Consider the following 26,758-nt stretch of genomic DNA (forward strand, 5'->3'; position numbering starts at 1 on the left):
CACCCGATGACCTCCCATCATCCGACATCAGCGGTCCTCCGCCCGCCCACGATCTCACCGCGCAGTGGGGAGCGCGGACAGTTGTCCGCACCCCACCGCGGCGAAGCGAAGACCGCCCGAGCCGCAAAATCGCGCGCGGACACGCGCTATCCACACTTCTTCGGGCAGCCTCCCAGATCGGGAAGATGAACATTGCGCGCACCCGCCTCCCGCCGCGGACGGCGGCCGCGATCGCCCCACGCGGTCAGGCGATTGACGACCGAGCGCGCCAATCGCACCCACCTGACAAGTACGCCACTTGCAATGTGACACATACGAACATGGGGTCCGCATGCCGCCTCGCGGCCCCGATGGCCGCGAGGCAATCGATACAGCTATCCGCGAGTCAGCTTGCGGTGGGTGACGCGGTGCGGACGCGCCGCCTCCTGGCCCATGCGCTCGATCTTGTTGGCCTCGTACGCCTCGAAGTTGCCCTCGAACCAGAACCAGGCCGCTTCGTTGTCGTCATTGCCCTCCCACGCCAGGATGTGGGTGCAGGTGCGGTCCAGGAACCAGCGATCGTGGGAGATGACCACGGCGCAGCCGGGGAACTGCTCGAGCGCGTTCTCCAGCGAGCCGAGGGTCTCCACGTCCAGGTCGTTGGTGGGCTCATCGAGCAGGATCAGATTGCCGCCCAGCTTGAGGGTGAGCGCCAGGTTCAGCCGGTTGCGCTCACCGCCGGACAGCACGCCCGCGGGCTTCTGCTGATCCGGGCCCTTGAAGCCGAATGCGGAAACGTAAGCGCGCGAAGGCATTTCCTGGTTTCCGACCTGGATGAAGTCCAGGCCCTCGGAAACCACCTGCCAGACGTTCTTCTTCGGGTCGATGCCGGCACGGTTCTGGTCGACGTAGCTCAGCTTGACGGTCTCGCCGACCCGGACATTGCCGCTATCCGGCGACTCCAGGCCCACAATGGTCTTGAACAGCGTCGACTTACCCACACCGTTCGGGCCGATAACACCGACAATGCCGTTGCGCGGCAGGGTGAACGACAGATCCTTGATCAGCTGCCGGTCGCCGAAGCCCTTATCCAGGTGCTCGACCTCGACGACCACATTGCCCAGGCGCGGACCGGCCGGGATCTGGATCTCCTCGAAGTCCAACTTGCGCATCTTGTCGGCCTCGGCGGCCATTTCCTCGTAGCGACCCAGACGCGCCTTGTTCTTGGCCTGGCGTGCCTTGGCGCCGGAGCGGACCCACGCCAGCTCGTCCTTGAGGCGCTTCTGCAGCTTTTGGTCCTTCTTGCCCTGCACCTCGAGGCGTTCGGCCTTCTTCTCCAGGTAGGTGGAGTAGTTGCCCTCGTAGGGGAAGGTGCGGCCGCGATCCAGCTCGAGGATCCACTCCGCGACATTGTCGAGGAAGTACCGATCGTGAGTGACGGCCAGAACGGCGCCCGGGTACTTGGCCAGGTACTGCTCCAGCCACAGCACGGACTCGGCGTCCAAGTGGTTGGTGGGCTCATCGAGCAGCAGCAGATCGGGCTGGCTCAGCAGCAGCTTGCAGAGGGCGACACGGCGACGCTCACCACCGGAAAGGTTGGTGACCGGCTCCTCGGGCGGCGGGCAACGCAATGCGTCCATCGCCTGTTCGAGCTGGGAATCGATATCCCAGGCATCGGCGTGGTCGAGTTCCTCCTGGAGCTTGCCCATCTCTTCCATGAGCTCGTCGGAGTAATCGGTGGCCATGAGTTCGGCGATCTCGTTGAAGCGATCCAGCTTCACCTTGATCTCACCGAGGCCCTCCTCGACATTGCCGCGAACGGTCTTGTCCTCATTGAGCGCCGGCTCCTGCATGAGGATGCCCACGCTCGCACCGGGAGCCAGCCAGGCGTCACCGTTGTTCGGCTGGTCCAGTCCCGCCATGATCTTCAGCACGCTCGACTTACCGGCACCGTTCGGGCCGACGACACCGATCTTGGCACCGGGAAGGAAGTTCAAGGTCACATTGTCGAGCACGACCTTGTCGCCATGTGCCTTGCGAACCTTCGTCATTTGGTAAATGAACTCAGCCATATAGACAAGCCTATCGGTAGTCAGGTGGGTGATTTCGCCCCACCGTCCAACGGTAGAGGTCATCGATTGGTTTCCGTTCGCAGCCGGAATCGGTTCCATTGTCGAGACCGACCCCGGCGAGATCAACTCGGGCTGATCAGGTCGTCACTGCTTGGTCCGTGCCCGGTGCCCGCATAGCTACAGCCTATCCAGCGCGCCGGTCCTCGCTGTCTTCGCCATGCGAAATCGCCTGGTCACCACTATCGATGTGAGATGTTTCGCCCACGAAGGCGATAGCCGAGGCGACTGCTTCCCGATGTTCGGTGACATCGTCGGATCGGGCTGGTTCGGTGTCGACGCGGCCGAAATGCTTGCGCTGCACCAGCGCCGTGCAGCGGGCAAGGTCCGGGCCGACTGCGACGGCGCGCATATCGATATCGGTGCGCTCCACTCCGGCGCGGGTCCGGTATTCGTGTGAGCTCAGTGTGCCGTAGGCGATGACCGGGTCGCCGCGGTGCAGTGAGGCATCGACGCCCTCCACCAGTCGGCGCCAGCAACTGACCGTCAGATACATGGTGTTGCTGTCCACCCATTCGCCGCGGTGGGAATCGAAGCGGCGGGGGTTGCTGGCCATTCGAAAGCTGACCACCGCATCCCCACTGGGGAGTTCCCGCCGCACCGGATTCGTGACGACCGTGCCGATCACCGCGGTATTGACCTCGTACATGTTGTCCCCCTGGCTGTTTCGTCGGTGTGATCTGCTTCCAGCTTGATCGACGAAACAACCCGGCGACAGACCGTCTTCGGCGAGTGTGGACAACTTCAGCGCATGTGAATTACAAGGTGGCCACATCGGTGTTCGCGCCGCACAGCACGATGACCGGCCGCTCCCCCGGGGCGGGCACGTACACGCCGCTCTGAACAGCCGCCAGCGCGGCAGCCCCGGCCGCCTCCACCACAATCCGGAATTCCCGCCACAGATACTCCCGCGCCATCACGATCGCATCGTCGGTGACCAGCAGCGACCGCACCCCGTAGCGCTGCGCCACCTCCATGGCGATGGAGCCGATCCGGCTGGCGCCCAATGCATCCGAAGCCACACTCGACACGTCCACATGCACCGGTTCCCCGGCCGCGAGCGCGGCGTGCAACGTGGGCGCGCCCTGTGGTTCGACGCCGATCACCCGGCCGCGCGGCCCCAGAGCCACCGCGATTCCGGCCACCAGTCCCCCGCCGCCGACGGCAACCAATACCGGCGGCCGCCCACGCACCTGTTCTTCGATCTCCAGGCCCACAACACCTGCCCCGGAGACGATGGCGGGCTGATCGTAGGCGTGCAGCTGCATCGCTCCACGTTCGCGGGCGAGGTCACTCGCGAATCGGTGCGCCTCGGCGTAAGTCGTTCCGTGCCACAGCACTTCGGCTCCGTGCGACCACATGGCCGCGACCTTGGTGTGCGGTGCGGATTCCGGCACCACGACGGTGCACGACAACCCACGCAGCGAGCTGGCCAGCGCGGCGGCGATTCCGGCATTGCCGCCCGAGGCCAGCACCACGCTGTCGGTCCCGGGCCGCGCGTCCAGCAGGGCATTGAGGCTGCCACGCACCTTGAAGGTGCCGCCGTGCTGCAAATATTCGAGTTTCAGCGTGACCGGCACCGGTCCGCGCGGTCCCTGGATCTCGGTGTGGAACACCGGGGTGACCCGAATCTGCCCGCGCAGCCGTCGCCGGGCCCGCCGCACATCGGATCGGTAGAGCCGGTTGATCTTTCGCACCCGACCCGACTCCCCTCCCATCGGTACCGTGACCCGCTCGCTCACTTACGTACCTCCCGATCGCGCTTCGCCAGCTCCGCGAACATGGCGTTGTGCCGGGCCAGTTCCGCGTCGTCGTCGCGCTCGGCGGCACGATCGAGCCGGGTCGCCAACTTCTCATCGCTGCGCGACCACTGGATGAGCAGCGCCAACATCACCACGACCAGGGGGATTTCGCCGGTGGCCCAGGCCAGGCTGCCGCCGGTGCGCTGGTCATCGTGCAGGTTGTCGTTCCAGCCGAGGCCGAGACTGCGGTAGAACCAGCCGCCCAGCACCGTCTGCATACTCATGAGCGCCACACCGAAGAAGGCGTGGAACGGGAGCGAGCCGAAGATCATGCCCACCTTCGTGAGCGGTTCCACCTGGCGCGGTTTCGGATCGATGCCGATGACCACCCAGTAGAAGAGATAGCCGCTGAGCAGGAAGTGCAGATTCATCAGCAGGTGCGCGCCGTGCGAATCGACGAAACTGTCGAACAGCCCGCCCATGTACAGCGCGTAGAAGCCGACCACGAAGAACACCGACGCCACTACGGGCTGGGTCATGAAGCGCGAGACCGGATTGTGCACGGCCGCGAGAATCCATTCGCGCGGTCCGGGCGGATTGTCGCGACCCGCGGGCGGCAGTGCGCGCAGCGACAGCAGCACCGGCCCACCGAGTGCGAAAAGAATCGGCGCGAGCATCGACAACAACATGTGCTGGCCCATATGCACGCTGAACATGGCGGGCGCGTATCGGCCGATACCGGAACTGGTGGCGATCAACAGCACCGCGCAACCGGACAGCCATGCGATGGTGCGCCCGATCGGCCACGCATCGCCGCGGGCCCGCAACCGCAGCACCCCCCGTATATAGAGGACGGCGAGCACGATCGCGAGAGTGCCGTAGATGAGGTCGAACCGCCAGTCGAAGAACAGTCGCGCGGCGGTGGGCGCACCGGGCAGGTTGTAGCCGAGTTCGACCTCGGCCGGGGAGGGAACTGTGCGCAGTTCCGGGGGCGGGGTACGGCCGAGGCCGACCGCCAGCCCGACGGTGGCGGAGAAGATCAGCGCCTCGACACCGGCGAACCGAATCAGCGCCCGGCGATCGGAGGGGTCGGCTTCCAATGCGGGAATCGCGGCGCGACGCTGCATATATCCGATGACGCCGAGCACGATGAGCGCGGCGGTCTTGGCCAGCACCAACTGTCCGTAGGTGGTGTCGAACAACTCCGACCATTCCGGAATGCGCACCCAGGCGTTGAGCACACCGCTGATCGCGATCACCGCGAAGGCGACGGTGGCGATCAGGGAGAACCGCCGAGTGGCGAGGCCGGTCCATTTGCCGCCGCGCAGTGCGTAGGCGAGCACCGCGAACAGCCCGCCGACCCAGAACCCCGTGGCCAGCAAATGCAGAATGAGGCTATTGGTGGCGATGTCATGCGACCCGCCGGATGAGGAATGCCCGGTCAGCGCCACCGGCATCAGACATACGATCGACCACCCCAGCAGCACCGGCGTCCATCCCCACCGCAGTGCCACCCGGCAACCCACGGCGAGCGCCAGCGCCAAAAACACGGTGAGCCGCCACGAACCGGCCACATCAACCGTATCGGCCGCCCGCCACACCTGTTCCGGCCGCAGCGAATCCCCCAACGGCTGTCCCGTCGTATCCGACAGCGTGAGCGGAACCAGCAGTGCCGCCGCACCCGCCCACACCAGCGCCGAAGTACCCGCGCGCCGCACTGCCCGGTACCCGCCGACGTCGAGCAGCCCATCCTTCTGCGGCGGCACCAGGAACGCCGCGAACAACAGCGACCCCATGGTGAGCGCCGCCGCCAGATCGGCGACCGCCCGCACCGCGGGCAACCCGTACGTCGTAACCGGCCCCGGATCCGGAATCCCGAGCAATGTCAACGCCTGCGCCGCCGACAGCCCGACCACAATCGCCCCCACCATGGCGGCAACAGCCCCCGCAACCGCGGCGACAATGGCAAAGGTCGACCCCGAACCCGCCCGGTTGGCCTGGACGTCGGCGGCTGCGGGCGGGTCCTGCGGTGACGACATACCTGTCAGGGTAGTTCGGAGCGCCGGTCCGGACTCCGAGGGGGTTTACCGTCCTCCGGTCCGCACAACCGCCAACGACTCGCCGTGCAGTTGCCCCACAGCGACGCATACGGACCTGGACGGTCGCTATAGTTAACGCGCTGGACACCGTGATAGATATGGGTCAAGGTGTTTGGTGGCGCACAGCCGTGCACCAACCCGACTGCCTCCGTAGCTCAGTTGGATAGAGCAAGGGCCTTCTAATCCCTAGGTCGCAGGTTCGATTCCTGCCGGGGGCACGCTACAGATGGGACCACGATGATCCCGCTCTGTCACAAGCGACAGAGCGGGACCGCCGCGCCCGGCTGCGCCGTTGTGCGCTTCTCCAGCTACCAACGCTTCGGCAGCGGCACGTTTTGCAGCGGCGACGGTGTCAGCTACGAGGGTTACCCGGTAGGTCACCCGGTGGCGGGATTTGCTGTAGCGGACCTCCAGACGAAGTGCGTCGAACAACGTTCGGGCCAGCGAGTCGGGCATCTCCTCCGCACATATATACCCAATCGGCAGAAGTTCAATCAGCTCAGGATTCAGCGCGGATACCTCCGCGGCCTCCAACTCCTCGAGCTCGGCCTGCATCTTGGCCTGTTCCTTGCGGAGTTCGGCGCGTCGCTCATTGACGTCCGCGATGAATTCCCGGTCCGGTTCATCGACGAGCTCGAGACTGCGTACAAGCCGCTTCATCTTGGCCCCGGCCTCGACGATTCCCTTACGCAGGGTCGAGGTTCGGCGCTCACGTTCCTGCTTGGCGTTCGCCTCGGCGCTGTTGTCTTCGAGCAGCGACCTCCGGTACTGCCCGAACACGTGGCTGTTCAGGAACGTATTCAGATGACGGAGCAGGTCCGCTTCACGCACGAAAAACGATCCCCCAGTCGGGTGGCCCGGTAGCGTGTAGTCCTTCTTCGGGGCACAAACGTAGTAGGCCGCCACCTTGCGAGTTTTGCCGAACATGCGGCGTCCGCAGTGGTCACACCGCAGATAGGAACGGAAGAAGTAGGACCGCTTGGTCTGGGGATGGGGGTTCAGCCCTGGTGCACTTCGCGATCGCTCAGTTTCGGCCGCGATCTCCTGGGCTGCGAGAAACATCTCAATGTCGATGATCGCTTCATGAACCGGCTGCGGCGACCACACCCACTCCGACACTGGATTGACCCTGTTCTGGTTCGACTTGCGACCACGGCGGTTCCACACCATATGACCGGTATACTTCGGATTGGTCAGAATTCCGCGCACGCTCGACCAAGTCCAGTGCCCCACTGCGGATTCCGGATTCACCGGAACCGGCGCAGGGTTACTCACCAGATCAGTGTTGAGCCGATCGGCGATCTCCTGATAAGACAACCGCTCACCACATCTCCAGCGAAAGATCGTCTGCACCACCGGGACCCGAACGATGTCAGGCTCCAGCCGAGTCTTCTTCTGCCCCTTGGCCCTCTTGGCAGGCACCGGATGCTGAACCAGCTTCGCTTGATACCCGTAGCACGCCTTGCCCACGTTGAAACCGGCCTCGGTGTGAACCGCGAACCCGTCCCAGGATTTCTCCAGCATCTCCAGCACGTAGAACTCAGCCACGCCTTGCTTGACGCGGCGGGTCAGCACCTGGGTGGCAACCTTCTGCTTGCGGTGGTGGCTGGCACTGGTCAGCGTGAACGGTTCATCGGCGGCCAGCAGACGAACTCCGACCCGTTCGAGCCGATGCTCGATATTGGTGCCGGTATGGGTGCGGCGGGAGATACGTTCGATAGATTCACAGATGACGTAATCGAACCGCCGACCCGATCGTTCGGCTTCGACAAGCAAGTCTTGGATACCACCGTCACGAAACACGGGGATAGCAAACTGCTCATGGGCGTCGCTGTACCCACGAACGGCGAGATCCTTTCGGCCCGACTCGATATCGTAGAAGCTGGCAACCAGGATGGCATCGTCGGGCAGCGCCACTTCGCACGAGGAGTACTGGCGAGGGATCGACAGCGTCGGGTCCTGCAGATCCGCAGTAGAAGTCCGGCCGATGAACGCAACACGATGCATCACACTCGCCGGCTCGTCGAGGGAACTGTCCTCGCCCCCTACGCTGTTCGCTCTTGACCACCCTCGCAGCGGTTCCGGTACAGCTGCCATCTTGTTACCTCCCACAACACCCTGGCTTGCACCTCGGCAAGCGCTTGCCCTTCGGCTCCGTCAACGACCTCGATTTCGAACTCAGCGTCTGGAGGTGGCTGGGCTACTCGAAAACCGCGCGACCGTGAAGCGCGGATCCGCTCGCCAGCTGGGTCTTCTCCCTCACCGCTGGTGGCGGACCGGCGCGTCACGACCGCGTTCCCGTCAGATCAGCCGACGACAATCCGGACGCGGCACCATCGACCCTCATCACACGCGGAATCGTCAAGTCCGCCATGAAGCGTTCATTGCTGTAGCCGCCGCATGTCACGACCTGCGGTACGACAGTGGAAAGGTCGCAATTACTATCCGCTGAGAAGATCGGATTCCTGCTCGATCCCCGAGGGATGGGCCCGCTACTGGGCAAGCTCAAGAACGAATGCCGCGTGCCGAACATACGGGCCGTCCTTCCGATCTACGGAGTTGCGTGCACCCAGTACTGTCGCCTGCCACCCCGAAAATCCGCGAAAGTCCCCGAAAATCTCACTGCGCGCGGTCACTGCTGAGCAGTGTTAGACCCGTTTCAAACGCATGGTCGATTGAGGTACTCGCAGGACCATGCCGGAGCATGCACGCCTCGAATGGGCGATTGCCATCATCGAGGGGCCACCGCGTTGCCAGTCGTGGGACCCTTGTCGGGAGCGTAGAAGTAGAACCAGTTCTCGCGCTACAGGCTTGCGGACAGCCCCGCCCGAACGATCGGAATGCGGCTAGAAGAGTGTGTCCAGCGGCCGTCGTTAGACGTCCGACAGGCCGCCACGCTGAAGACTTCCGAACAGCGTGCCGAACTCGACGACCACTGCGGTCGGAACCACATCGAGGTCTCCAGAGACGAGGCAGGACTCGCTGGGGGTCGAAGTTCTGCTTCTCGAACACCATGCACTCCTCCTTCGCCGGGTTATACAGCGACCGCCCTTCGAGAGCCCCTGCTGTCAGGTTGGCGGAGTGGTGCGGTGCATCCGTACCGCCACAAAGGCGAGCAGCCCGAGGGCGGCCAGCGCGAAGACCGCGTTGCCTATGAGGTCCACATTCGTGGGCGCTGGGAAACTCGGTGGCTGAGGGAAGCCGTGCCAGGCGTAGGTGACCAGGCCGGCAGCTCCCAGGGCGAACCTGTGCCAGGGTCCCCAGCCCGTGCGCCGGGACCAGCACAGGATGAGTAGCGTCATCGTGGCGTAGAGCGCGAGGTAGAAGCCGACCGTGATCCACACGGGCACAGTGGACTCCAGCTCGATCCCCACCATGGCGAGCAGACTGGGGAGCCAGAACGCCAGCCCGGCCGCGATGGTGATCGCGAAGACGGTCCATGCGCTGGCCGACGTGACCGAACTGCGGGGGCGGTGGAATCGAACGGACAGGAACGCGGCGCTGATCAGGGCGACGACCGCGGTGAGCGTCCAGGTGATCTGAGCGGCCGACAGCGGGTAGATGGCAGCCGGACTTGCCAGGGCGACGGGCACTGCGCCGCCTAGCAGGAACAGGATGGCTGACACAGTGAGGCCGACCTTGCCGAGCCAGGGCGTGTCCGGCCGGCGTGAGCCCGCCTCGACCATCGAGATCGGCACCGCGATGCTCCACACCCCATGGATGGCCAGGACGAACACGGTCCAGTAGGCGCCGATGCCCAGCGCCGGGATGAACCCGTAGTCGAGCAACCGCAGCCCGACATAGTCGGGATCGAACAGTGAACGGGTGAGCAGGCCCTCCTCGATCACCGCATAGGCGAGCCCGAGCAGGATGATCCCCGGCCACCCCAACCGCCACCGGCGGGCGACCTCGCGGATCAGCAACGCGCCACCGCCGTAGAGCGGAATCAGCCCGATGATCATCGGCAGGGCGTTGATAGGGATGTTGCCCAGCAGGTACTCGCCGACCAGCGGCGCGAGAACCAGCAGGCCAACTGCCGGAAGCATTCTTTTCAACACGATTGAAAGCTACGTTGCGTTCAAAAAAACTGTCAATTGAGCATTGCATATTAGCCCCGTTAGAGGCCGAAATATTGATGCATTGACTGTGCCAATGAATGCAATGAAACGTTGCATTGTTTGGCGTCAAAAGCAATACTGGCGTCATGCCAGAAGGAAGGTTGACCCGGCAGGACCGCCAGCGCATCGCGACCGGCCTGACCGAAGGCCGGTCCTACGCCGAGATCGCCAGGCGGCTGGACCGACCGACCTCGACGATCAGCCGTGAGGTCGGCCGCAACGGCGGCCCCAGCGACTACCGCCCCGAGCGGGCACACCACGCGGCAGCACGGCGGGCGCGCCGCGGGACTCCGGCCCGTTCACCCGAGGCCGAACCCCAGGACCGCAAGGTCTTCGAGGTGGAAGAGGGAGCCGTCGAGATGGCGATCGGGATGGGCCTGCCGAAGATGATGGCGCGCGTGCTCATCGGCCTGTGGCTGAGCGAGGACGGCAGGCTCACCGCGGCCGAGCTATCGCGCCGGCTGAAAGTCAGTCCCGCCTCGATCTCCATGGCCGTGGGCTACCTGACCCAGCAGGGGCTGATCAGGCGCGAGCGCGATCCGCAGCGGCGGCGCGACATCTATGTGGTCGACGACAATGCCTGGTACCACTCGACGGTGATCAGCTCGCGGCGCACGCTCGCGGCGGCGGAGATCGTGAAAGAGGCGGTGCAGACGCTCGGGCTCGACACGCCTGTGGGTCGCCGCCTGGCCAGGAGCGGTGCGTTCCTGGAGCGGATCAGCCTGGACGCTCTAGAGTCGGCCGAACGCTGGCGGGACCCACCGCCATGACCAGACCACGGGATTGTGCACGGGGAATAACTTTACTGCCCGACTTCGACCGAACACACCACGTGACTTCCGGCGAACGCGCTCAATTCGGCATTACAGCGCGCTCGGCTGGCTCCGCCACGATCGACCCGCACCGCAAATCTGGAACACGTTCGGTCGCCGGATCGCGTACTGCCGGTGGTCCCACGACTGGCAATGGGGTGGTCCCGTCACGTTGGCAGGCGACAGAATAGGCGGCGAAGAATCTGGAGTTCGTCGAAGAGCTGCTAGCCACCGCCGCCAGAGCCCCACACCCGAGCAGTTGGAGAACGCGCCCGGGAACGTGCGAGAGGGCCTGAGGATCTCTTCCGCGAAGACTGTGCACCTCGGCTAGATCAGGGGTTCGGCATCTCCCACCAGTGGTCCCAGAGCTGCCAGCCGCCATCGGTTCGGTGCCGCCAGCCATCCGGTTCGGGGCCATGTTCGTCGAACCGCCGGAGGCGGGATTCTGCCCACTCGATGAACTGTTCTCGCTTTTCCCCGGTCAGCCCGGGGCGTATGGCAACGATCCGCAGGACTTCACCGTCGACGTGATGCACGAGGAGGGCACCGCAGACGTCCAGTTGATCCGTGAGCCAGAAGTCGCTTTCCTCGATAGAAACACCAGAAGCAATTAGTCGCTCCTCCGCGCCCATGTGGCCAGTCTATGGGAAATTGACTGCTCAACTCTCCAAAGACTCGCCCATGCGGCACATCACATGGGCCCCAACAGCGGACATCGCCCGAGCCAGAGAGCCTGGGAATGCGAGGGCTGATAGACCGCGCGGAATTCGCCTGGTCTCTGGTACTCGGTCATGCGGGATAGGGCCGGTGGAGCTGCTTATGTGGCCGTCAAGGGCTCAGCTGGTCGCAGGTCTTGGGGATTCCGGGCGCTCGATATGCCCATCCGGCTTCGCGCCACCGCGTGGAATCCAGGCTGCTTCGTCCATCGATGATCGAGCGGTTTCGCACCAGCCTGGTGAGCTCGTCGGGGTTTAATGCGGCAAATTGCTCCCACTCGGTAAGTACCAGAACGACATCCGCGTTCTCGCATGCATGGGTGATGGTGGTGGCGAAGGTCAGAGTGGGATAAGACTGGCGGGCGTTGTCGAGAGCTTTGGGGTCGTACACGGTGACGAACGCGCCGTGCTGTTGGATCGCTGCTGAGACGTGCAACGCGGGCGAATCTCGAACGTCGTCGGATTCTGCCTTGAACGCTGCCCCGAGCACGGCAACGTGGGCCGCGCGCAGAGAACCACCGCATGCTTGGCGAGCGAGGTCGACGACTCTAACTCGACGGTGCAGGTTGATTTGCTCAACCTCACGCAGCAGCATGGCGGCATCGACGGCACCGAGTTCGCCCGCTTGCTTTGCAAGAGCCCGTAGGTCTTTCGGCAGACACCCGCCGCCGAATCCAATTCCAGCGTCGAGCCCGAATCTTCCGATTCGGGGGTCATGGCCAAGGATATCGGCCAGCGCGCGGACGTCGGCTCCCACGCCTTCGCAGAGGTCGGAGATGGCATTGATGAAGGAGATCTTCGTAGCCAGGTACGCGTTTGCTGCCATCTTGGCCAGCTCGGCGGTCTCGAGGTTGGTAACCACCAGCGGGACCCCAGCTTTGAGCTGATCGGCGTACAGATGGCGCGCTTGTTGCTCGGCTCGAGAACGGCCCAGGGTACGTTCCATGTCAACCCCAAGGACGATGCGGTCAGGGCGCAAGGCGTCCTGGAGGGCGTGCCCTTCACGAAGGAACTCGGGGTTCCAGGCGAGTTCGAAGTCGCAGGTCGGTGACTGCTCACGGAGGTGCGCCGCGAGTCGGGCAGCTGTGCCTGCCGGAACTGTGGACTTGCCGAGGATGACGGCGGGGCGTTCGATCAAGGCCGCCAACTGGTTGGCGACCGCATAGAGGTCGGTCAGATCGGCGGTGTGCCCGTCTGCGGCTGATGGTGTTCCGACCGTAAGGATGTGTAGGTCGGCGAACTGGGCAGCGTCGGGGTACGAGGTGGTGAAATGTAATCGGCCGACGGCGAGGTTGCGGCGCAGCAGGGGTTCGAGATCGGGCTCGTAGAAGGGGAGTTGCCCGGAGGACAGTTTGGTGATCTTTCCGGGATCGGTGTCCACTCCGAGGACGTGGTGGCCTAGTTCGGCCATGCATATTGCGTGAGTGGTGCCGAGGTATCCGGTCCCGAACACGGTGCAGCGCATCGGGTTTCCCTTCGTGCAGGGTTGTGGGTCCGCTCAGCGGGCGACAAGCACCGTTCTGCGGTCGTCTGTTATCGGCGCGCCATCGAATCCGCCGTACGTCGTGATGTCGCGGAACCCGGCGCTCTGCAGCATGTCGTGCAATTCGCTGCGGGTGTACAGGCGGGTGACGCAGGTGCGTGACCAGTCGCCGCGTGTGTAGGTGTTGACGGATAACCCGCGCACCCAGTCGAAGGTAGCGTCCTCCCGGACTCCGTTGATTACGACGGACTTTCGGCCTGAAGATGCGGTGACGATGCGGTTGGTGGCTTTGGCATTTTCAACGGTGGTCAACTCCATTATCAGCGGTCCGCCCGCACGTAATACTTTGCGCCAGGCACCTAACGCGCACAGGTCTTCACTGCGGGTGGGGAGACTGCCGAAGCTTGTCCATAGGTTGATGACCGCGTCGAAAGGCCCCTCCGGAGGCGTACGCATGTCGGTCTCATGGAAGCTGATCTGCGGCCATAGTTCTCGGGCGCGGCGGACCTGATGTTCTGACACGTCGACACCGACCACCGAGTAGCCGAGGGCGTCCAATACTCCGGCGTGGCGGCCCCACCCGCACGGCACGTCCAGGATCCTTGCTCCCGGTGGAATGTGCACGAGGCGCAGCAGGTCGTCGATGTCTTGGTCGGTGGTGTCGTATTTGCCGAGGCGCCGGAAGGTTTCTTCGAATCCGTCGTCGAAGAAACCGCTGACCCAGTCGGGGATTTCCATCGAGGTTCAGTCTTTCTAGGTGGTGGGGTACCAGTACTGGTTGTCGGTGAGAATGCCGAGTGCCCACTGGTAGTGGCCGGTGTCGTGGATGGGGCGGGCCTGCTCGGGGTACAAGTCGCAGGTCGTGAGCGCGGCGATAAGGAGGTAGTCCATGAGTCGGCGGCGCTGCTCGGCGGGCAAGTCTGCGGAGGCGTGATCGAGTAGCCGGTTGCGGACAGTGGCGTGATCTGGTTCGTACATGCGCCAGAAGCCGCAGGCGGTGGCGAGGTCGTAGAGGGGGTCGCCGATCATGGTGAAGGTGCCGAAGTCGATGATCCCGGTGACGGTGGCGCGGTCGGTCATGAGGATGTTGCCGGGGTAGAGGTCGCCGTGGACCACCGCGTCGGGTCCGTCGTAGCGATCGCTGAATCGTCCCAGCAAGCAGTCGGCGCGAGTATCGATGTCGTCGATGTCGCGGCGCAGCAGCGGTGCCACGATCCGCAGTTTCTCCGACACTGTGTTGGTGATGAATTCGTTCCAGTCATTGCCACGGGTTCCGGTAGAGCCGGGTGCTGGCAGCAACAGGCGTCGACCCAATGGCGGGTTCACCATCAGCTTGCTCATCTGCTGAACGGTTTGCAGGTACAACTGTTCGAGCGGCTCGTCGTCGGCACCGGTGGCGTGGCTGTCCATCGTTGTTCCAGCGACACGGTCTTCGACCACGGCAATCAGATCGCCGTGCCGGGCGATGTCGTGAATACGCGGCACGGTCCAAGGCACTGCGGAGGTGTCGAGGCGGTCGTGAAAATCGCGCAAGGTGTCGAAGACCTCGAGCTGGCCACGGTCGGCGTAGATCTTGAGTACGCGGTCGGTTTCCAGGGCGTAGACATGGGCCTCGGTGCCCACCCCGAGCGGCTGGATTCCGGTGAGTCCGTAGTGGCGCAGCAGTTCACGCTCGGAATCGGTGCTGATGGTGGTCGCGTCGTGTGGAATCAAGGCTGTCCTTTCGAATTCAGTGCGTGCAGCAATGTTTGGTGCAGACCGGGGTCGCGGGCAGCCACGACATGGCGGGCGGAGACATGTGGGCCACGCAGGCGCAGCGGCTCTCCATCTTGGTCGGTCACAAAAGCGCCGGCCGCAGTGATCAGATGGATCGGCGCGGCGAGATCCCACGCATAGTGTCCACACATTTCGACAACAGCGCCCAGGGCGTGGCCGAGGGCGATATCAGCTAATACCCGGGTCGATTCGTATCGATCGGCCAGATACTCGGTATCCGGGGCGAGCGCCTCGCGCAGGCCCGGCACGTCCCCGTAGACGCTGTGTACTGCGGGGTGATCGGGGGGCGGACCACAGCGGTGAACGGTGAGGGTGTCCGCGTATGCCTCGGCGAGGATGTTGTCGGCGGGAAAGTACGCGATGGAGAGCGCCGGTACCCCATGCGTCCACGCGGACAGCAGTATCGCGAAGTCCGACGACCCCGCGAGATATTGACGGGTTCCGTCGAGCGGGTCGATGAACCAGACGGTCGACGCGGTCCGGGTGTGGCTGCGCTGGTTCTCCTCGCTGATGACCACGGCATTGCGGACCGTGTTGGCTAGTGCTGTGGTGAGGATACGCTGGCTGGCGTGGTCGGCGACGCTGACGAGTGTGCCGTCGGGTTTGCGCCAGCTGGTCGGACTCGCGGTCCTGGTGTGTCCCGGCCAGTTCCGCATCAGCCGATCTCCGGCTCGTGTGACGGCGTCGAGCAGTGCGCCGCGACCTTGCGGGGTCAGCGTGAGCGGATCCGGCAGAGGTTCGGGCTCGGCGGCCGATGCACGTGTTCTCATCGATGGGCTCCAGTCGAATCGGTCAGAATTCCCGTGAGAACGCGCGCCCAGGTCTGCCAGCTGTAGGCGCTGTCGTAGTCGAGATCGGTGCAGCGGCCTCGGGCATAGTGGGTGATCAGCGCCTGTAGGAGGTTGCTAATCTCGCTGTCGCCCAAGGGAATATAGGTGTGGCGCGGATCGTCGGCAGTGGTGCGTAGAACGGGGATGTCGCTGAAGATTCCGGGACGGCGGTGGGCAAGGAGTGTGGTGGCGGGGCCGGAGGTTTCGCCCAGCCATGGACCGCGTAGTTGGATCGGATAGTCCACCGCGGCGAGCAGTTGGGTGAATTCGTGATCGGAGACCCAGCCGAGGTGACGTATCGATGGGTCGTCGGGGATGTGCAGGTCGTATTGGAGTTCGCCAACGAGCAGGAGGATCGCGTTGTGCGGACGGCGAGGCCAGCGTTGCCAAGCAGTCAGGATCGACTCGACGCGCTTGTATTGGCCGATCCAGCCGAAGGTGGCGAATACGACCATCTCCGGCGTCAATTCGTATCGGGCTCGCACGGCGTCAGGTTTGGCCGGGATGATGGGAGCGACGGGAAACGCGATGACGCGCACGTCGGCGTGTGGGTAGCGAGTGGTGAGCAGGTCGGCGACGCTCGGGTGATGGACCAGAACCGTGGTCGCGGTGTTGACGACCAGGGATTCGATTCGCGCATCCAGGCTGTAGCGGTCGACCGCGGGATGCGCGTCGAACCACTTGTCGAGGTCAGTGGCCGAGGCGAATTCGGCATCCAGATGTGTGCCGAGCAGGTCCAGCACAGCGCTTCGTTCGGCGGTGGGGATCCGGTCCCATGCTTGGTAGTAATAGTCCAGGGTGTTGTATTCGTGCAGCAACACCGGCCCGGGTCGCTCATAGAGGGCACGGTAGGCCCCGTGATGGAAGGCATTGTTGCCCAGGTGGTAGAGCACGAGGCCGAATTCGTGTGGTGAGCGGGTGTCCTCGACGACACAAACCGGGTTCAGGTTCCCGCCCAGGTGTTGCGCTGATTCGGCGATGTAACCGGCTATGCCGCTGGGTTGCGGTGATGTCGGCCCGAAGATGCCCAGGGTTTGAGAATGAGGGTTCGTGATCACGGGTGCGCTCCGGCCTGAGGCGCTGTGACGAGCTTGATGCCGTAGCCCTCTTTGTCGATGGCTTCGGTGTAGACGGACAGCGTTTTGGACACGGCGCGGTCGAGCGAGAACACCGTTTGTGCCCGCGTTCGGCCCGCGCTGCCCAGGCTTCGGCGGTGTACCGCGTCAGCGGCCAACGCGTCCAATGCCTCCGCGTAGTTGGCGGGATCGGCGGTGTCGGTCAGAATTCCGGTGGCCTGCGTGACGACTTCCCGTAGCCCGCGTGTGTTGGTGGCGACGACCGGGACACCAGCGTGCATCGCCTCGATGCACGCGAGACCGAGGCCCTCGACGGTGCTGGGCTGGGTCGCGATATCGGTTGCCGCCCACACCGAATCCCGCACGGTGTCGGGGCAATCAACCAGGACGGTCACCCGGTCGCTCAGTCCACGGTCGTCGATATCTTGGCGTATTCGCTTGAGGTAGTCGCTGTCGGCGCTGTTGCACGATCCGGCTAGTAGGAGCCATACCTTCTCGCGCTGCGCCATGTGCTCGTAGGCGTCCAACAGCCGATGTTGGCCTTTGCGGGGTTTGAATCGCCCGACCAGGCTCACCAGGAGACCATCGTCAGGTATTCGCGCTACCCGCCGCAGCCGCCGTCGGTCTGCTGCGGTCGACGAGGACGCGGACAGTCCGTGATAGATGACCCGTAGACGATCAGGCGGGTAGCCGAAGTGCACCGCTTGTTCGGCGAACGCGTTACTTCCGGCGATCATCAGGTCCGGGTCCGCACCGCTCAAGATGAATCGCGCACGATTCTCACCGGCGGGTTCGCACTCGGGTTGGGTTTCGTGCAGTGAGGCGATCAATGGGGCTCGGCTGCCAAGTCCCGCCATCGCTGCCAGCAGCAGCGCGGCCTGGGTATGGGTGTGGATCACATCGAACTGGTTGCCGCCCAACAGTTCTACAACGTCACCGACGACGCCGAACAGTGCTGACTCCCACGGAACGCTGCCCGCCTTGGGCGGGGACAACAACGCACTGGTACGCAGGACTCGCACGCCATTGTCGATCGAGTCGATCGGTTGGTCGACGCTGTCGCGGTTGGTCAGCACTGTCACGTTATGTCCACGGTGTGCGAATGCCTCGGCCATGGTGATGATGTAGGTTTCCAAGCCGCCGGTGCGGGGCCGGTACGTGGTGGTGATCAGGCAGATTCGCATTGGATCGTCTCCAGCAGTCCGGGCAGTTCGGTCAGTCGATGGATCCGAGTCACCGGCAACGCCGCATGGTGGATGTGATGGCGGTCGTAGAGCACGAGGTTCTCGATGCCCGCCGCAGCGGCACCGAACATGTCATTGATCAGCCCGTCGCCGACGAACCACACCTGCTCTGGGCGGCATTCGAGTTTCCGCAGAGCGGCGTGGAAGATTCCGTGGTCAGGTTTTTCGCTGCGGACTACCGTCGAATCGACTGCGACATCGAAGAATTCGGCGATTCCGAATGCGGTCAGCTCTTCCAGTAGCGTGCCGTCGGAGTTGGATACCGCCGCTATAGGCACTCCTCGCGCTCGCAGAGTTGTCAGTACATCCACTGCGTCTGGGTCGAGATCGGCGTACAGGTCCGGACGCCGCGCGGCGGCAGGCCAGGCGCGCCGTCCGATTGAGGCGGGGAGTCCCAACAGTGCAGCCCAAACCACGCCTACCCGCTCCGGTCTGGTCAGCTCGGATGGAAAGCGCATGTGATGTGCCTCTGCGGCGGCGGCCAGCGCGGCGGCGGCCACGGCGGTGGGGATATGCCCTGCTCCGCAGGCAGCCAGTTCTTGGGCCATCACCTGCCCGCTGGGATGGATCAGCGTCATGCCGACGTCGAGCATCACGACGGTCCGTTCTTTCGTCATGGCAGCACCTGCACAAAGCGGGTGAACAACGAATCCTCGGCACCTCGGCACATCGCCAAATACGCATCCCGCAGGCGAGTTGTAATCGGGCCGACAGGGATCGTGCAGCCATCGATCTCGCGGACAGCGCGGACTTCGTCAAGGGTGCCGGCTAAGAACACCTCCTGTGCGGCGAGCAAGTCGACAGCCGTCAACGACTGTTCGTAGAAGGGGATCCCGAATTTGTGCGCGAGCTCGATCACGGTGGCCCGCGTGATCGAATCGAGCAGCCCGTCTGTGAGCGGGGCAGTCACCAGGCTCCCGTGTAGAACCGCGAAGACCGACGCACCCGGTGTCTCTGTCACCCCGCCGTGGGTGCCAAGCAGGATCGCTTCGTCCGCACCGGCATCGAGCGCTTGCAGGCGGGCGAGTCGGAAGGCGGAGTATGCGGCACCGGTCTTGGCGGCGGTCGGTAGAGCCGCATCCGGGACGCGCCGCCACTGGCTGATCATGCACCGAATCGGTGACGGATCGGTCGGATCGGCGCGATGGCAGGCAATGAACTCACCGACGGTGAGCTCATCATCGGCGGCCCGATAGCGGCCCGCGTCGACGTAAATCGTCGGCCGCAGATACACGTCCGCGCTAGGCTGGGCACGATCGAGCAAAGCGACCACCGCGCCCCGCATCCGCTCATACAGCCCTGCCCGCACTGGAATACGCATCAGCTGCGCCGAGGTCACCAGCCTGCGCAAATGGTCGTCGAGCCGGACCACCGCCCATCGGCGGTGATCATCATTCCAGTAGCCGCGCACACCTTCGAACACGTTCAATCCCCGCAGCGCGGTCTCCGATCCGACATGTACCCGAGCCTGCCGCCAGGGCACGACCGCGCCGTTCCACCAGATCCATTCCGGCTCAACCTCATACATCGACGCTGTCCTTCCAACACCATTCGCTGGTCACGATCGAACCCGCACCGTGTTCTGTCCTCAGCACCTCCGGTAGGTAGTCGACGCCATAGGCTTCCGACAGACCCTCACGGTCGTCTACACGCCCATCACCGGCCGCCGCTACGGTGATCAACGAATCGAATTCCGGTGTCTCCCTCGTTGTTTCGGCGGCCATGCAATGCCGTGTGAACGTATCCCCGACCGTGGCACGCCCGGCGACCCGGACTTCGAACAGAACACCGACGTCGCCAGCGGATCCGACGGTGACACCCCACAGCCGGGGTGGGTGGTACTGCGGTGTCAGCCCGGTCTCTTCGTGCAGTTCGCGTAGGGCGTGGCCGCGTACCGTCGCCGCGGTCAAGTCGCGCTCGTGCCCCGGCGGCTCGACATTGCCGCCGGGCAGTTGGATTCGCCCAGGGGTGGCGGTGTGTCCCGCCATTCGACCCAGCACCAGGTCGCCCTCGCCGGTGCGGGCCAACATCGATGCGAACACCACCCGTGCGTACGGTCGGCGTCGGCGTGAGACATCGGCGGCATGTCGCCACAGGTACTGCGCGTAGGTGCCTGTCGACCAGTCGATGCGGCACTGGTGCTCGGCGGTCCATGACACGTCTCGGGCAACCACGATCGGGCCGTTGAACAAGTGCGGATTCCCTTGCTGGCGTTCACTCCAGCAGCGGGCTATCTCACCGAGTTCGGCGGTGGTGTAGCTGGGCGCGGCGACCCTGCGCAGTAGCAACGACTGGGCTCTCCGGACGTCGGGGGTGCTCATGTCGCCGGCTCGGGAATGCGGCATCCAAGCCGCCGAGCCAATTCAGGTAACGCGGTGCCCGCTTCGCGACGACACAGCAAATCCCTGTCACGAACTCCTTCCAGCGGGTACGGCGTCCACCGCCCGTCCGAGCCATGGAACCCCTCGGGGTCCAGGAAGATCACCCTCATCCCATGGTCACGGGCTCGAGCCTGTACTTTGCGCCTGTCGGCGTGGCTGCCCACCACCAGCAGTGCACGGGCCTGGGGCAACAGCGGCACCAGGGGTACCGCCTCGTCGTAGCGACGCACGTAGCATTCGTCCAATCCGGCACGCACGTGCAGCCCATCGAAGTTGTTGGTGATCACCGGCCCCACCAGGTGCCCGGCGCCAGCGAGCGAGGCCAATGCCGCATGAGCCCTCGTGGGTTCGGCGCGCAGGCACGCACGGAACATCTCGGTAAGTACGGGCATCCTCGCCTCCGGATCGGTGAGCAGGTCCGTTAGGAAGTCGTCGCTGCCGACGTCCAGGACGAAAGCACCGGTGCGACGGTCGGTCACCCGATAGATCTCGTGGAGTCGATGCAGCGGCGGAATTCCCGCCTCCACCGACATCCCACAGCCGACCTCGACCTGGAACGGCAGCAACTGCCCCAGTTCGGATAGGTCCGGGACAAGTTGTGGATTGCCTCGCCGATCTTTGACGCGCATACCGCCGTCGAGGACCGTCCACGGCAGCCGAGCGACCTGGGGTGAGGGTCGGTAATTACGCGAACGGATGACAACCTCCGCACACCGATACCCCAGCGGCAGCCTGCGGCCTGCACGTCGATCCTCCGGATGTTCGTGATGCTCGGTGACGGTGCAGCACAAGTCGTCTCGGATCCATTCCCCTCCGGCTGCCTGCCATCCACCAGTCCTCAGCGACTCGGACACCGCGGCAAGGTGCACAGCAAGCTCGTCGGCCGGATACGCCACCGACACCAGCATGTAGAGGTCCACGAGCTGTAGCCGCGCCAGCCGAGTCGTCTCGTCGAGGTCGAAACGGTAGCGGTAGTGCAGAACTCGCCTACGCGCGTCGGCTGGGCCCGTCCAGCCGGACTCCGAGGCGTTGGCGCGATCCTGGGTCCGCCGCCACAATCCCTCTTCCACGTTCCATGCCCGATGGTTCCTGGTCGAATAGAAGCGTCTCCACCGCTGAAGCATCACTGAATCCAGCTCGCCCACGGTATGCGGAAATCTCACGGCCGTCCCGCCTCCTTCGCGATTGTCAGCAGAAACCAGTCGCTCGAGAGCGCAACCATCGTCTCGAAGATGGCTGCGGCCTGGGCAATTCGTTCAGCTTCGACCGCATTGCCCGAGTTGGATCCTGCATGTGCCAATGTCGGCGATATGACCATGCAGGTCGGTGCTGTTCACTCTCGACACAGTGTCTGTACCGTCTTGAACTTCTGGGTCTCGTGTGGTCTCCCCTGCGGCTCGTCTGTGCTAGTTTCGGCTTGCCGTCTGGAGAATGGGGGTCGAAGGGTGGATACTGAGCCCATTCGCCTCAAAGTCGAGCTGCACCAAAGGCATTGGCAGACCCACCGCCATTTCTGCCGCGAGTACGACAGGGTCGCGCGGACGATCGACCCCGCCCTTGTCGGTACGGCTCCGGGGCGTGCTCAATTCTTTCGTTGGATGTCCGGTGAGTTGAAAGGGCTTCCCTACCCTCACCATTGCCGAATCCTGGAGAAGATGTTCCCCGGTTTCACCGCAGCACAACTCTTCGAACCATGCGGGGCCGAGACCAGCCCGGCATCGTCGCCTACCCACGCTGAGGTCGATACCGAACGCGGGTTGCTCGACGTCATCGAAGACCGCCTCACGAAACCGGCGGCTGGTGTGGTCAGCTGGGGGCCGGACCAGCTCAACGCCCCCCGGCTCGCCGAGCCCGACTTAGCAACAGCGCGCGCCCACGGCCCTGGCGCGTCTGCTCAAGACATCATGCGACGACTCATGCAGTTCGAGGGAGTCGCACGTCTCGACAGTCGCGAGATCACCCAATTCGCTTACCTTGCAGGACATATCATCGACCTCGACACTCGTATCGACCTTCATATCGGCGACGACGGGTCAGCTCACCTGACATACCGGTACGAAACACTCAACATGACCGACAAGCCGCTGACTCGACTCCCCAGGGAACTGTGGTTCGAGCACACCGACGGCAGGCTGGATATCCGCCCGCTACGCGACAGCACCCACCGGCTCGCGATTCAACGGGTTCACGACACCCCGAATCTGGCGAAGTTCGCCTGTCAGCTTTCACCCGCTATCAAGCCCGGTGAATCCGCCCAAATCGGATACTCATGCGACGGAGGACGCTTTGAAGATGCGCTCTACTGGCGGCAAGCAGTCTACCGCTACACCCGAAGGCTCACCATCAACCTGCGGCACGCCAACGCCGGAGATGTGCTCAGCTGCTCTGCCGTCGAAGAACATCCAGACGGCGCGGAGAACTCTGCAACCGAGCATTTGACCTGGGACTATGAAGGAGAAGACGTCATCGTAACTTTGGTCCGGGAGTACCTGCGCCCAAGCCAATCGGTCACGCTGCGCTGGGAGGTTGCCCGTGAAAACCCGTGACCTCGTGGAACGAACCCTGCGAGCATGGAATCAGCATGAGATCGACCGAGGCGCATCCGCAGTGATCGACTTCGACTTCCGCCCTCCCCCAGATACTTCCGAACCACCGGTGCCGACCGATCGGCTAACCACCTTCCGACAGCTGAGCGAGCTGCTCGAGGACGCCAACGATCCCGCCGTCTCGCAGCGGATCAACGCCGATCTCGCCTACCTACGAGCACTGATGGGTGAGCGTGCCCCGCTCGACGAGTACATCCGAGCAACTCAAGGATGCCCCGCCACAGGCTGGCCCGCTGAATACATCACCGAGAAGGGCGAAATCGCCCGCCAATGCCTCGCTGCACTCCATGTTGGCTGGGGTGAGAGCACAGCGATCGACCTCGACGCGGCGGAAGGACCCATCGACGCCGCCGATGCTCCTGATGCGATTCGCTCCGCGGCAATCGAGTACGAAGCAGATGTCCGTCGCGCGACAGGTTCGGACGCGGTCTACGAACTCACCATCGAGGCCGCTGATGTCGACGCCTACTGGGCGTACTGGCTCGACGGGGCCGGCCAACAGGTCCGGCTTCGACTCAACATGCGCAATGCGAGCTACACCAAGGTCCAAGCCCGGCAATTCGCACTACACGAAGTGCTGGGCCACGGGTTACAAAGCGCCAGCATCGCCGCCCGATGTGCTGACGAAGATGTCCCCTGGGTACGTCTGCTGTCGGTGCACGGCCCGCAGCAAGTACTGCTGGAAGGCTGGGCACAAGCCGCACCGCTGTTCATCACGCCAGACGATCGCGCACTAATCGCGCGGGTACGCATCGACCACTACTCCCAACTCGTCCGCGCCGAACTGCACCGCGCCGTCAACAATGGGACCCCCATCGAAGAATGCGCGCAATATGCACGAACCCACGTTCCCTGGTGGACCGACAGCCAAATTGCTAGCCTCTTGGCCGATCGCAGTACGAGCCCACAGCTCAGAACCTATATGTGGGCATACGCCGCAGGCATCGACTGGTTCGCCAACCTGGCCGACTCCGACCCCGCTGTCATCCAGAGCGTTTTGCGCAGCGCCTACCGTGCCCCGCTCACCCCGACCGATCTCGAACGTCTCTGGCCGAAGGGACCCGCCGTCGGCGGCCCGCGTGGGCTCCCCGAAAACCACATCACCCATTACTAGGCAGGTTGCCTTCGCTGTCAGCATATGACAGCGACGACCACTGAAGGAGCGCTTGGCCGCCGTATGTCGGGTGACCGCAGGAGATCTCACCACCTTCATTGCCTCATGCGGCGGCTGGAGTGAACTCCCCGGCATAAATTCCGGCAGTAAATGCCATCCACTCGTCAGCCGTGTAGACCAGACAGACGCCGTGCAAGTCGCGAATCGCGGTGCGGCCAGTACCTTCGTCGCGGTCGATCACGGGAAGGCGCTGGATGACGGTGGCATCGACGGGAGTTCCGGTAACGATCTTCAGGAAGCTTTCCCATATCGCCGTTGGGATGGAGACCACCGGTTGACGGAAGGGATCGCCGTGGTACTTGCTGTCGCGGATGAGCACCGACGCTTCGCCGAACCGCACCTCGACACAGTTGGACGATTGGCTGGAGAACGATGCCTTGAACCAGCCCGAGCGGGGCGCGGTAGTGCTCGTGTTCATGTCGGAGTTCCTATTCAACTGATGCTTCTATCCTATCGGCCAGTTGTTCGATAAGGGCCAGAGACTCTTCAGGGTTCAGTGCGCAGTTTTGGAGATGCCCGAAACCTACGGTCAGGATTCGAATGCGGTTCTCATCCTCGATGAGTTCACCCCAATCCAGCGCCTCCGACCAACCAAGCGTGGGCTGGTGAGGGCGAGCGAAGTCAAGGATGTGGAAGGTACTGCATCCGAAGATCGCGCCTGTGGTGCTGCTGAACGGCAGGACACGGAAATCGAGTGTGTCGGGGTGTTTGTTGATCATCGTGATGAGGTGTTGAAGCTGCCCGCGGAGGACATCCACGCCACCGGTCAGCTGTCGAACTACAGCCTCACTGACAACAACATTCAGCCGTAGCGGATCGGCGTCCGTCAGCCGTTCCTGTCGGTGCATGCGGGCTTCGATCCGCTGGTCGACCTCGATCTGGCGAATGAACGCGGTGTCGGCCGTAATCAGCGCGCGGGCGTAATCTTCGGTCTGCAACAGACCCGGTATCAACAAGCTTTCGGTCGTGCTGATCTCCTGGGCACCTGCCTCCAGACCCCAGAGCCTCAGCTGCTCCTCATTGAAGAGCCCCTCGTAGGTGTTCCACCAAGCACGTTGTCGTGCAAGGTTTCTCAAATCGAGCAGTTCGACCCGCTCGTCCTCCGGGAAATCGAGGAGCGCCAGAAGGTCCGTCAGCTTGCCCTCGGTCAGAATGCGCTGGTCACGTTCGACCTTCGGCCAGTAAGTACGCGAAAACCCGAGATCTTTTGCCAGTTGCGGACCCGTTATTCCCAGGACTTCCCGGCGACGACGCAGCCGGTACGAGAGTTCCCATCGAGCCACCGCAGGCGATTTTGGAGCCATCGCTCGTCCTTCCCTCCGTCGGTCCAGGCAGCGCTACAGTACCCCAATCGTAATATGACACGTGTCATTGCGTGTTTCACGAATACTGCTAGGACACCTTGACCCAAGATATGCACCCGACGTAGCGTCAGACGTGTTTTTAGTCACACGCAACGACGGTGGGCGGGGATGACGATCATGAAAATGCCTCTCCGGCATCTGCACGGGCGGTATCGATCAGGCAGGTGTGTAGGCCTCCATGTCAGCGCCCCGACAACGGGCGACCAGGTGTATCGCAGTGCGCCCGAACAGCCCGTGGCGTTCACGCACGCGGTAACGAACCCCACCCGCACTCTGAACAACATCAACGCGCCCGGCGGAATGCGCTTGCCTGCATGGGGTTTGGGGGCGATAGCCAATGAATCCGTTCCGCCCAAGCGCGTTCTCGCCGCGTGTCGCGGTGACGTTCAGGACTCCCATCTCACCCTCGTGCATCACGGGGAGTGCCAATCGAGCTTCTGAAGGGAGCGACGAGCAATGACCATTCAGGTGATCGAGTCGCTGATCACGAGCGATCAGACGGAGCATCGTGCCCGCTCGGTTGGGCAGGGCAGATGGGTGGCGTCCTGGCTTCCCTGCCGCACCCTCACCACGGAACAGGCTGTGGCGGCAATACAGCTGACCGAAGCCGTAGACACATTGACAGCCCTGGCCAGGTGCCTGGGACTCCCGCCGTGCGAAGCGATCGGCAAAGCAATGCTCGACTTCCGTTCGGTCAATGGCCGAACGGTGCCGGTACCCGAATCCCAAGCACAGGTCAGGGGCATACGATGACCGGCGCTGCGGCCGAGCGACGCCCGTGGGCGTACGCGCTGCTTCGTACGGACAAGACCGACCAACTCGAGTTCGTCGAAACCGAGCGGATCGGCGACCTTGCCGAGCGCCTCGGATTCGAGTTGCGCGGAATCCTGACCGCCGACTCCGATGCCGACTTCGCTCCGCTATTCGCCAGCTTCGAACTGTCGGGGATAACCGCTCTGCTGGTGCCGTCGGTGCTGCACATGACGGGCTGGATGGGCGTCGTTCGACACCACGTCGACGTCTGGACCCTGGACCCGCCGGGGCGATGGCCACGTCACTCCGCACCGGGAGTCACGGCCGCGTTTCTCCCCGGCTTGGGCGGCAGCCGATGACACCGCACTCGATCCTGCATCTACACCTGGAGTCCGGCCCGCTGATTCTGGATTTTCAGGGGTACCAGGAGCAAGTCGCACAGGTTGCCGCCACGCTGTCCACCATCGGCTCGGCGG

The 26,758-nt window shown here is 63.8% G+C and carries 24 protein-coding genes and 1 tRNA gene; 6 read left to right on the forward strand and 19 right to left on the reverse strand.

Going from position 1 to position 26,758, the window contains the following annotated elements:
- Positions 1-374 precede the first annotated feature (374 nt).
- The 4 genes from ettA to NU1_RS22310 form a co-directional block, all read right to left on the reverse strand.
- The gene (gene ettA, locus NU1_RS22295; RefSeq protein ID WP_067523758.1) at positions 375-2,051 is read right to left on the reverse strand and encodes an energy-dependent translational throttle protein EttA; all 1,677 of its coding nucleotides are present in this window, start codon (positions 2,049-2,051) and stop codon (positions 375-377) included.
- A gap of 184 nt (positions 2,052-2,235) precedes the next feature.
- Positions 2,236-2,757, reverse strand: a complete 522-nt coding sequence (locus tag NU1_RS22300) for a single-stranded DNA-binding protein (RefSeq protein ID WP_067523759.1) — start codon at positions 2,755-2,757, stop codon at positions 2,236-2,238.
- 109 nt (positions 2,758-2,866) lie between these two features.
- A complete protein-coding gene (locus NU1_RS22305; protein WP_067523801.1) occupies positions 2,867-3,826 on the reverse strand; it encodes a threonine/serine dehydratase in 960 nt (319 codons plus the stop codon).
- 20 nt (positions 3,827-3,846) lie between these two features.
- Complete coding sequence (locus NU1_RS22310) at positions 3,847-5,889, reverse strand: bifunctional copper resistance protein CopD/cytochrome c oxidase assembly protein (RefSeq protein WP_067523760.1); 2,043 nt, start codon at positions 5,887-5,889, stop codon at positions 3,847-3,849.
- 204 nt (positions 5,890-6,093) lie between these two features.
- On the opposite strand from NU1_RS22310, the gene NU1_RS22315 reads away from it, so the two are divergent.
- Positions 6,094-6,167 (forward strand) — tRNA-Arg (locus tag NU1_RS22315).
- On the opposite strand, the gene NU1_RS40550 is transcribed toward NU1_RS22315, so the two are convergent.
- Both NU1_RS40550 and NU1_RS22330 read right to left on the reverse strand, forming a co-directional pair.
- Positions 6,136-7,956 carry a recombinase family protein gene (locus tag NU1_RS40550; RefSeq protein ID WP_245720252.1) on the reverse strand — a complete coding sequence of 607 codons (1,821 nt, stop codon included), beginning with the start codon at positions 7,954-7,956 and terminating at the stop codon, positions 6,136-6,138. The two genes, NU1_RS22315 and NU1_RS40550, sit on opposite strands and share 32 nt — an antisense overlap.
- A gap of 1,061 nt (positions 7,957-9,017) precedes the next feature.
- Entirely contained in the window at positions 9,018-10,007 is a 990-nt protein-coding gene (locus tag NU1_RS22330; protein WP_169815123.1) for a hypothetical protein, read from the reverse strand.
- A 161-nt stretch (positions 10,008-10,168) separates the two neighbouring features.
- Here NU1_RS22330 and NU1_RS22335 point away from each other — a divergent pair, with 161 nt between their 5' ends.
- Positions 10,169-10,837 carry a GbsR/MarR family transcriptional regulator gene (locus NU1_RS22335; RefSeq protein WP_084521705.1) on the forward strand — a complete coding sequence of 223 codons (669 nt, stop codon included), beginning with the start codon at positions 10,169-10,171 and terminating at the stop codon, positions 10,835-10,837.
- A gap of 374 nt (positions 10,838-11,211) precedes the next feature.
- Here the strand turns inward: NU1_RS22335 and NU1_RS41665 are convergent, their stop codons facing one another.
- The 11 genes from NU1_RS41665 to NU1_RS22390 form a co-directional block, all read right to left on the reverse strand.
- Positions 11,212-11,511: a hypothetical protein gene (locus NU1_RS41665; RefSeq protein ID WP_157552815.1), complete on the reverse strand. Its 300-nt coding sequence runs from the start codon at positions 11,509-11,511 to the stop codon at positions 11,212-11,214.
- 196 nt (positions 11,512-11,707) lie between these two features.
- Entirely contained in the window at positions 11,708-13,060 is a 1,353-nt protein-coding gene (locus tag NU1_RS22345; protein ID WP_067523765.1) for a UDP-glucose dehydrogenase family protein, read from the reverse strand.
- A gap of 33 nt (positions 13,061-13,093) precedes the next feature.
- Positions 13,094-13,816: a class I SAM-dependent methyltransferase gene (locus NU1_RS22350; RefSeq protein WP_067523766.1), complete on the reverse strand. Its 723-nt coding sequence runs from the start codon at positions 13,814-13,816 to the stop codon at positions 13,094-13,096.
- A 15-nt stretch (positions 13,817-13,831) separates the two neighbouring features.
- Positions 13,832-14,791, reverse strand: coding sequence for a phosphotransferase family protein (locus NU1_RS22355; protein WP_067523767.1), 960 nt, complete (start codon positions 14,789-14,791; stop codon positions 13,832-13,834).
- Positions 14,788-15,624 (reverse strand): inositol monophosphatase family protein, encoded by an 837-nt coding sequence (locus NU1_RS22360; RefSeq protein WP_067523768.1) that lies wholly within the window; start codon positions 15,622-15,624, stop codon positions 14,788-14,790. The genes NU1_RS22355 and NU1_RS22360 overlap by 4 nt, the downstream gene beginning before the upstream one ends.
- A complete protein-coding gene (locus NU1_RS22365; RefSeq protein ID WP_067523769.1) occupies positions 15,621-16,742 on the reverse strand; it encodes a glycosyltransferase family protein in 1,122 nt (373 codons plus the stop codon). Before NU1_RS22365 ends, NU1_RS22360 begins: the two co-directional genes overlap by 4 nt.
- Positions 16,739-17,944 carry a glycosyltransferase family 4 protein gene (locus tag NU1_RS22370; RefSeq protein WP_067523770.1) on the reverse strand — a complete coding sequence of 402 codons (1,206 nt, stop codon included), beginning with the start codon at positions 17,942-17,944 and terminating at the stop codon, positions 16,739-16,741. The genes NU1_RS22365 and NU1_RS22370 overlap by 4 nt, the downstream gene beginning before the upstream one ends.
- Positions 17,929-18,621, reverse strand: a complete 693-nt coding sequence (locus NU1_RS22375) for an HAD family hydrolase (RefSeq protein ID WP_067523771.1) — start codon at positions 18,619-18,621, stop codon at positions 17,929-17,931. Before NU1_RS22375 ends, NU1_RS22370 begins: the two co-directional genes overlap by 16 nt.
- The gene (locus NU1_RS22380) at positions 18,618-19,532 is read right to left on the reverse strand and encodes an aminotransferase class IV (protein WP_067523772.1); all 915 of its coding nucleotides are present in this window, start codon (positions 19,530-19,532) and stop codon (positions 18,618-18,620) included. The genes NU1_RS22375 and NU1_RS22380 overlap by 4 nt, the downstream gene beginning before the upstream one ends.
- On the reverse strand, positions 19,525-20,325 hold the full coding sequence (locus tag NU1_RS22385) for an NUDIX hydrolase (RefSeq protein ID WP_067523773.1): 801 nt from the start codon (positions 20,323-20,325) through the stop codon (positions 19,525-19,527). Before NU1_RS22385 ends, NU1_RS22380 begins: the two co-directional genes overlap by 8 nt.
- A complete protein-coding gene (locus NU1_RS22390) occupies positions 20,322-21,455 on the reverse strand; it encodes a Sir2 family NAD-dependent protein deacetylase (protein WP_212762337.1) in 1,134 nt (377 codons plus the stop codon). Before NU1_RS22390 ends, NU1_RS22385 begins: the two co-directional genes overlap by 4 nt.
- 375 nt (positions 21,456-21,830) lie before the next feature.
- On the opposite strand from NU1_RS22390, the gene NU1_RS22395 reads away from it, so the two are divergent.
- Together NU1_RS22395 and NU1_RS22400 are read left to right on the forward strand one after the other, a co-directional pair.
- Positions 21,831-22,931, forward strand: a complete 1,101-nt coding sequence (locus NU1_RS22395) for a hypothetical protein (RefSeq protein WP_067523774.1) — start codon at positions 21,831-21,833, stop codon at positions 22,929-22,931.
- Positions 22,918-24,105: a hypothetical protein gene (locus NU1_RS22400; protein ID WP_067523775.1), complete on the forward strand. Its 1,188-nt coding sequence runs from the start codon at positions 22,918-22,920 to the stop codon at positions 24,103-24,105. Before NU1_RS22395 ends, NU1_RS22400 begins: the two co-directional genes overlap by 14 nt.
- 103 nt (positions 24,106-24,208) lie before the next feature.
- On the opposite strand, the gene NU1_RS22405 is transcribed toward NU1_RS22400, so the two are convergent.
- Positions 24,209-24,601, reverse strand: a complete 393-nt coding sequence (locus tag NU1_RS22405) for a DUF397 domain-containing protein (protein WP_169815124.1) — start codon at positions 24,599-24,601, stop codon at positions 24,209-24,211.
- On the reverse strand, positions 24,594-25,469 hold the full coding sequence (locus tag NU1_RS22410) for a helix-turn-helix domain-containing protein (RefSeq protein ID WP_067523777.1): 876 nt from the start codon (positions 25,467-25,469) through the stop codon (positions 24,594-24,596). The genes NU1_RS22405 and NU1_RS22410 overlap by 8 nt, the downstream gene beginning before the upstream one ends.
- Positions 25,470-25,985: 516 nt before the next feature.
- Between NU1_RS22410 and NU1_RS22415 the strand changes: the two genes are divergently transcribed.
- Both NU1_RS22415 and NU1_RS22420 read left to right on the forward strand, forming a co-directional pair.
- Positions 25,986-26,282, forward strand: coding sequence for a hypothetical protein (locus tag NU1_RS22415; RefSeq protein WP_067523778.1), 297 nt, complete (start codon positions 25,986-25,988; stop codon positions 26,280-26,282).
- On the forward strand, positions 26,279-26,641 hold the full coding sequence (locus NU1_RS22420) for a hypothetical protein (protein ID WP_067523779.1): 363 nt from the start codon (positions 26,279-26,281) through the stop codon (positions 26,639-26,641). Before NU1_RS22415 ends, NU1_RS22420 begins: the two co-directional genes overlap by 4 nt.
- The last annotated feature ends 117 nt before the right edge of the window (positions 26,642-26,758 follow it).

This window comes from Nocardia uniformis NBRC 13702, assembly GCF_001613345.1.
Classification (GTDB): Bacteria; Actinomycetota; Actinomycetes; order Mycobacteriales; family Mycobacteriaceae; genus Nocardia; species Nocardia uniformis.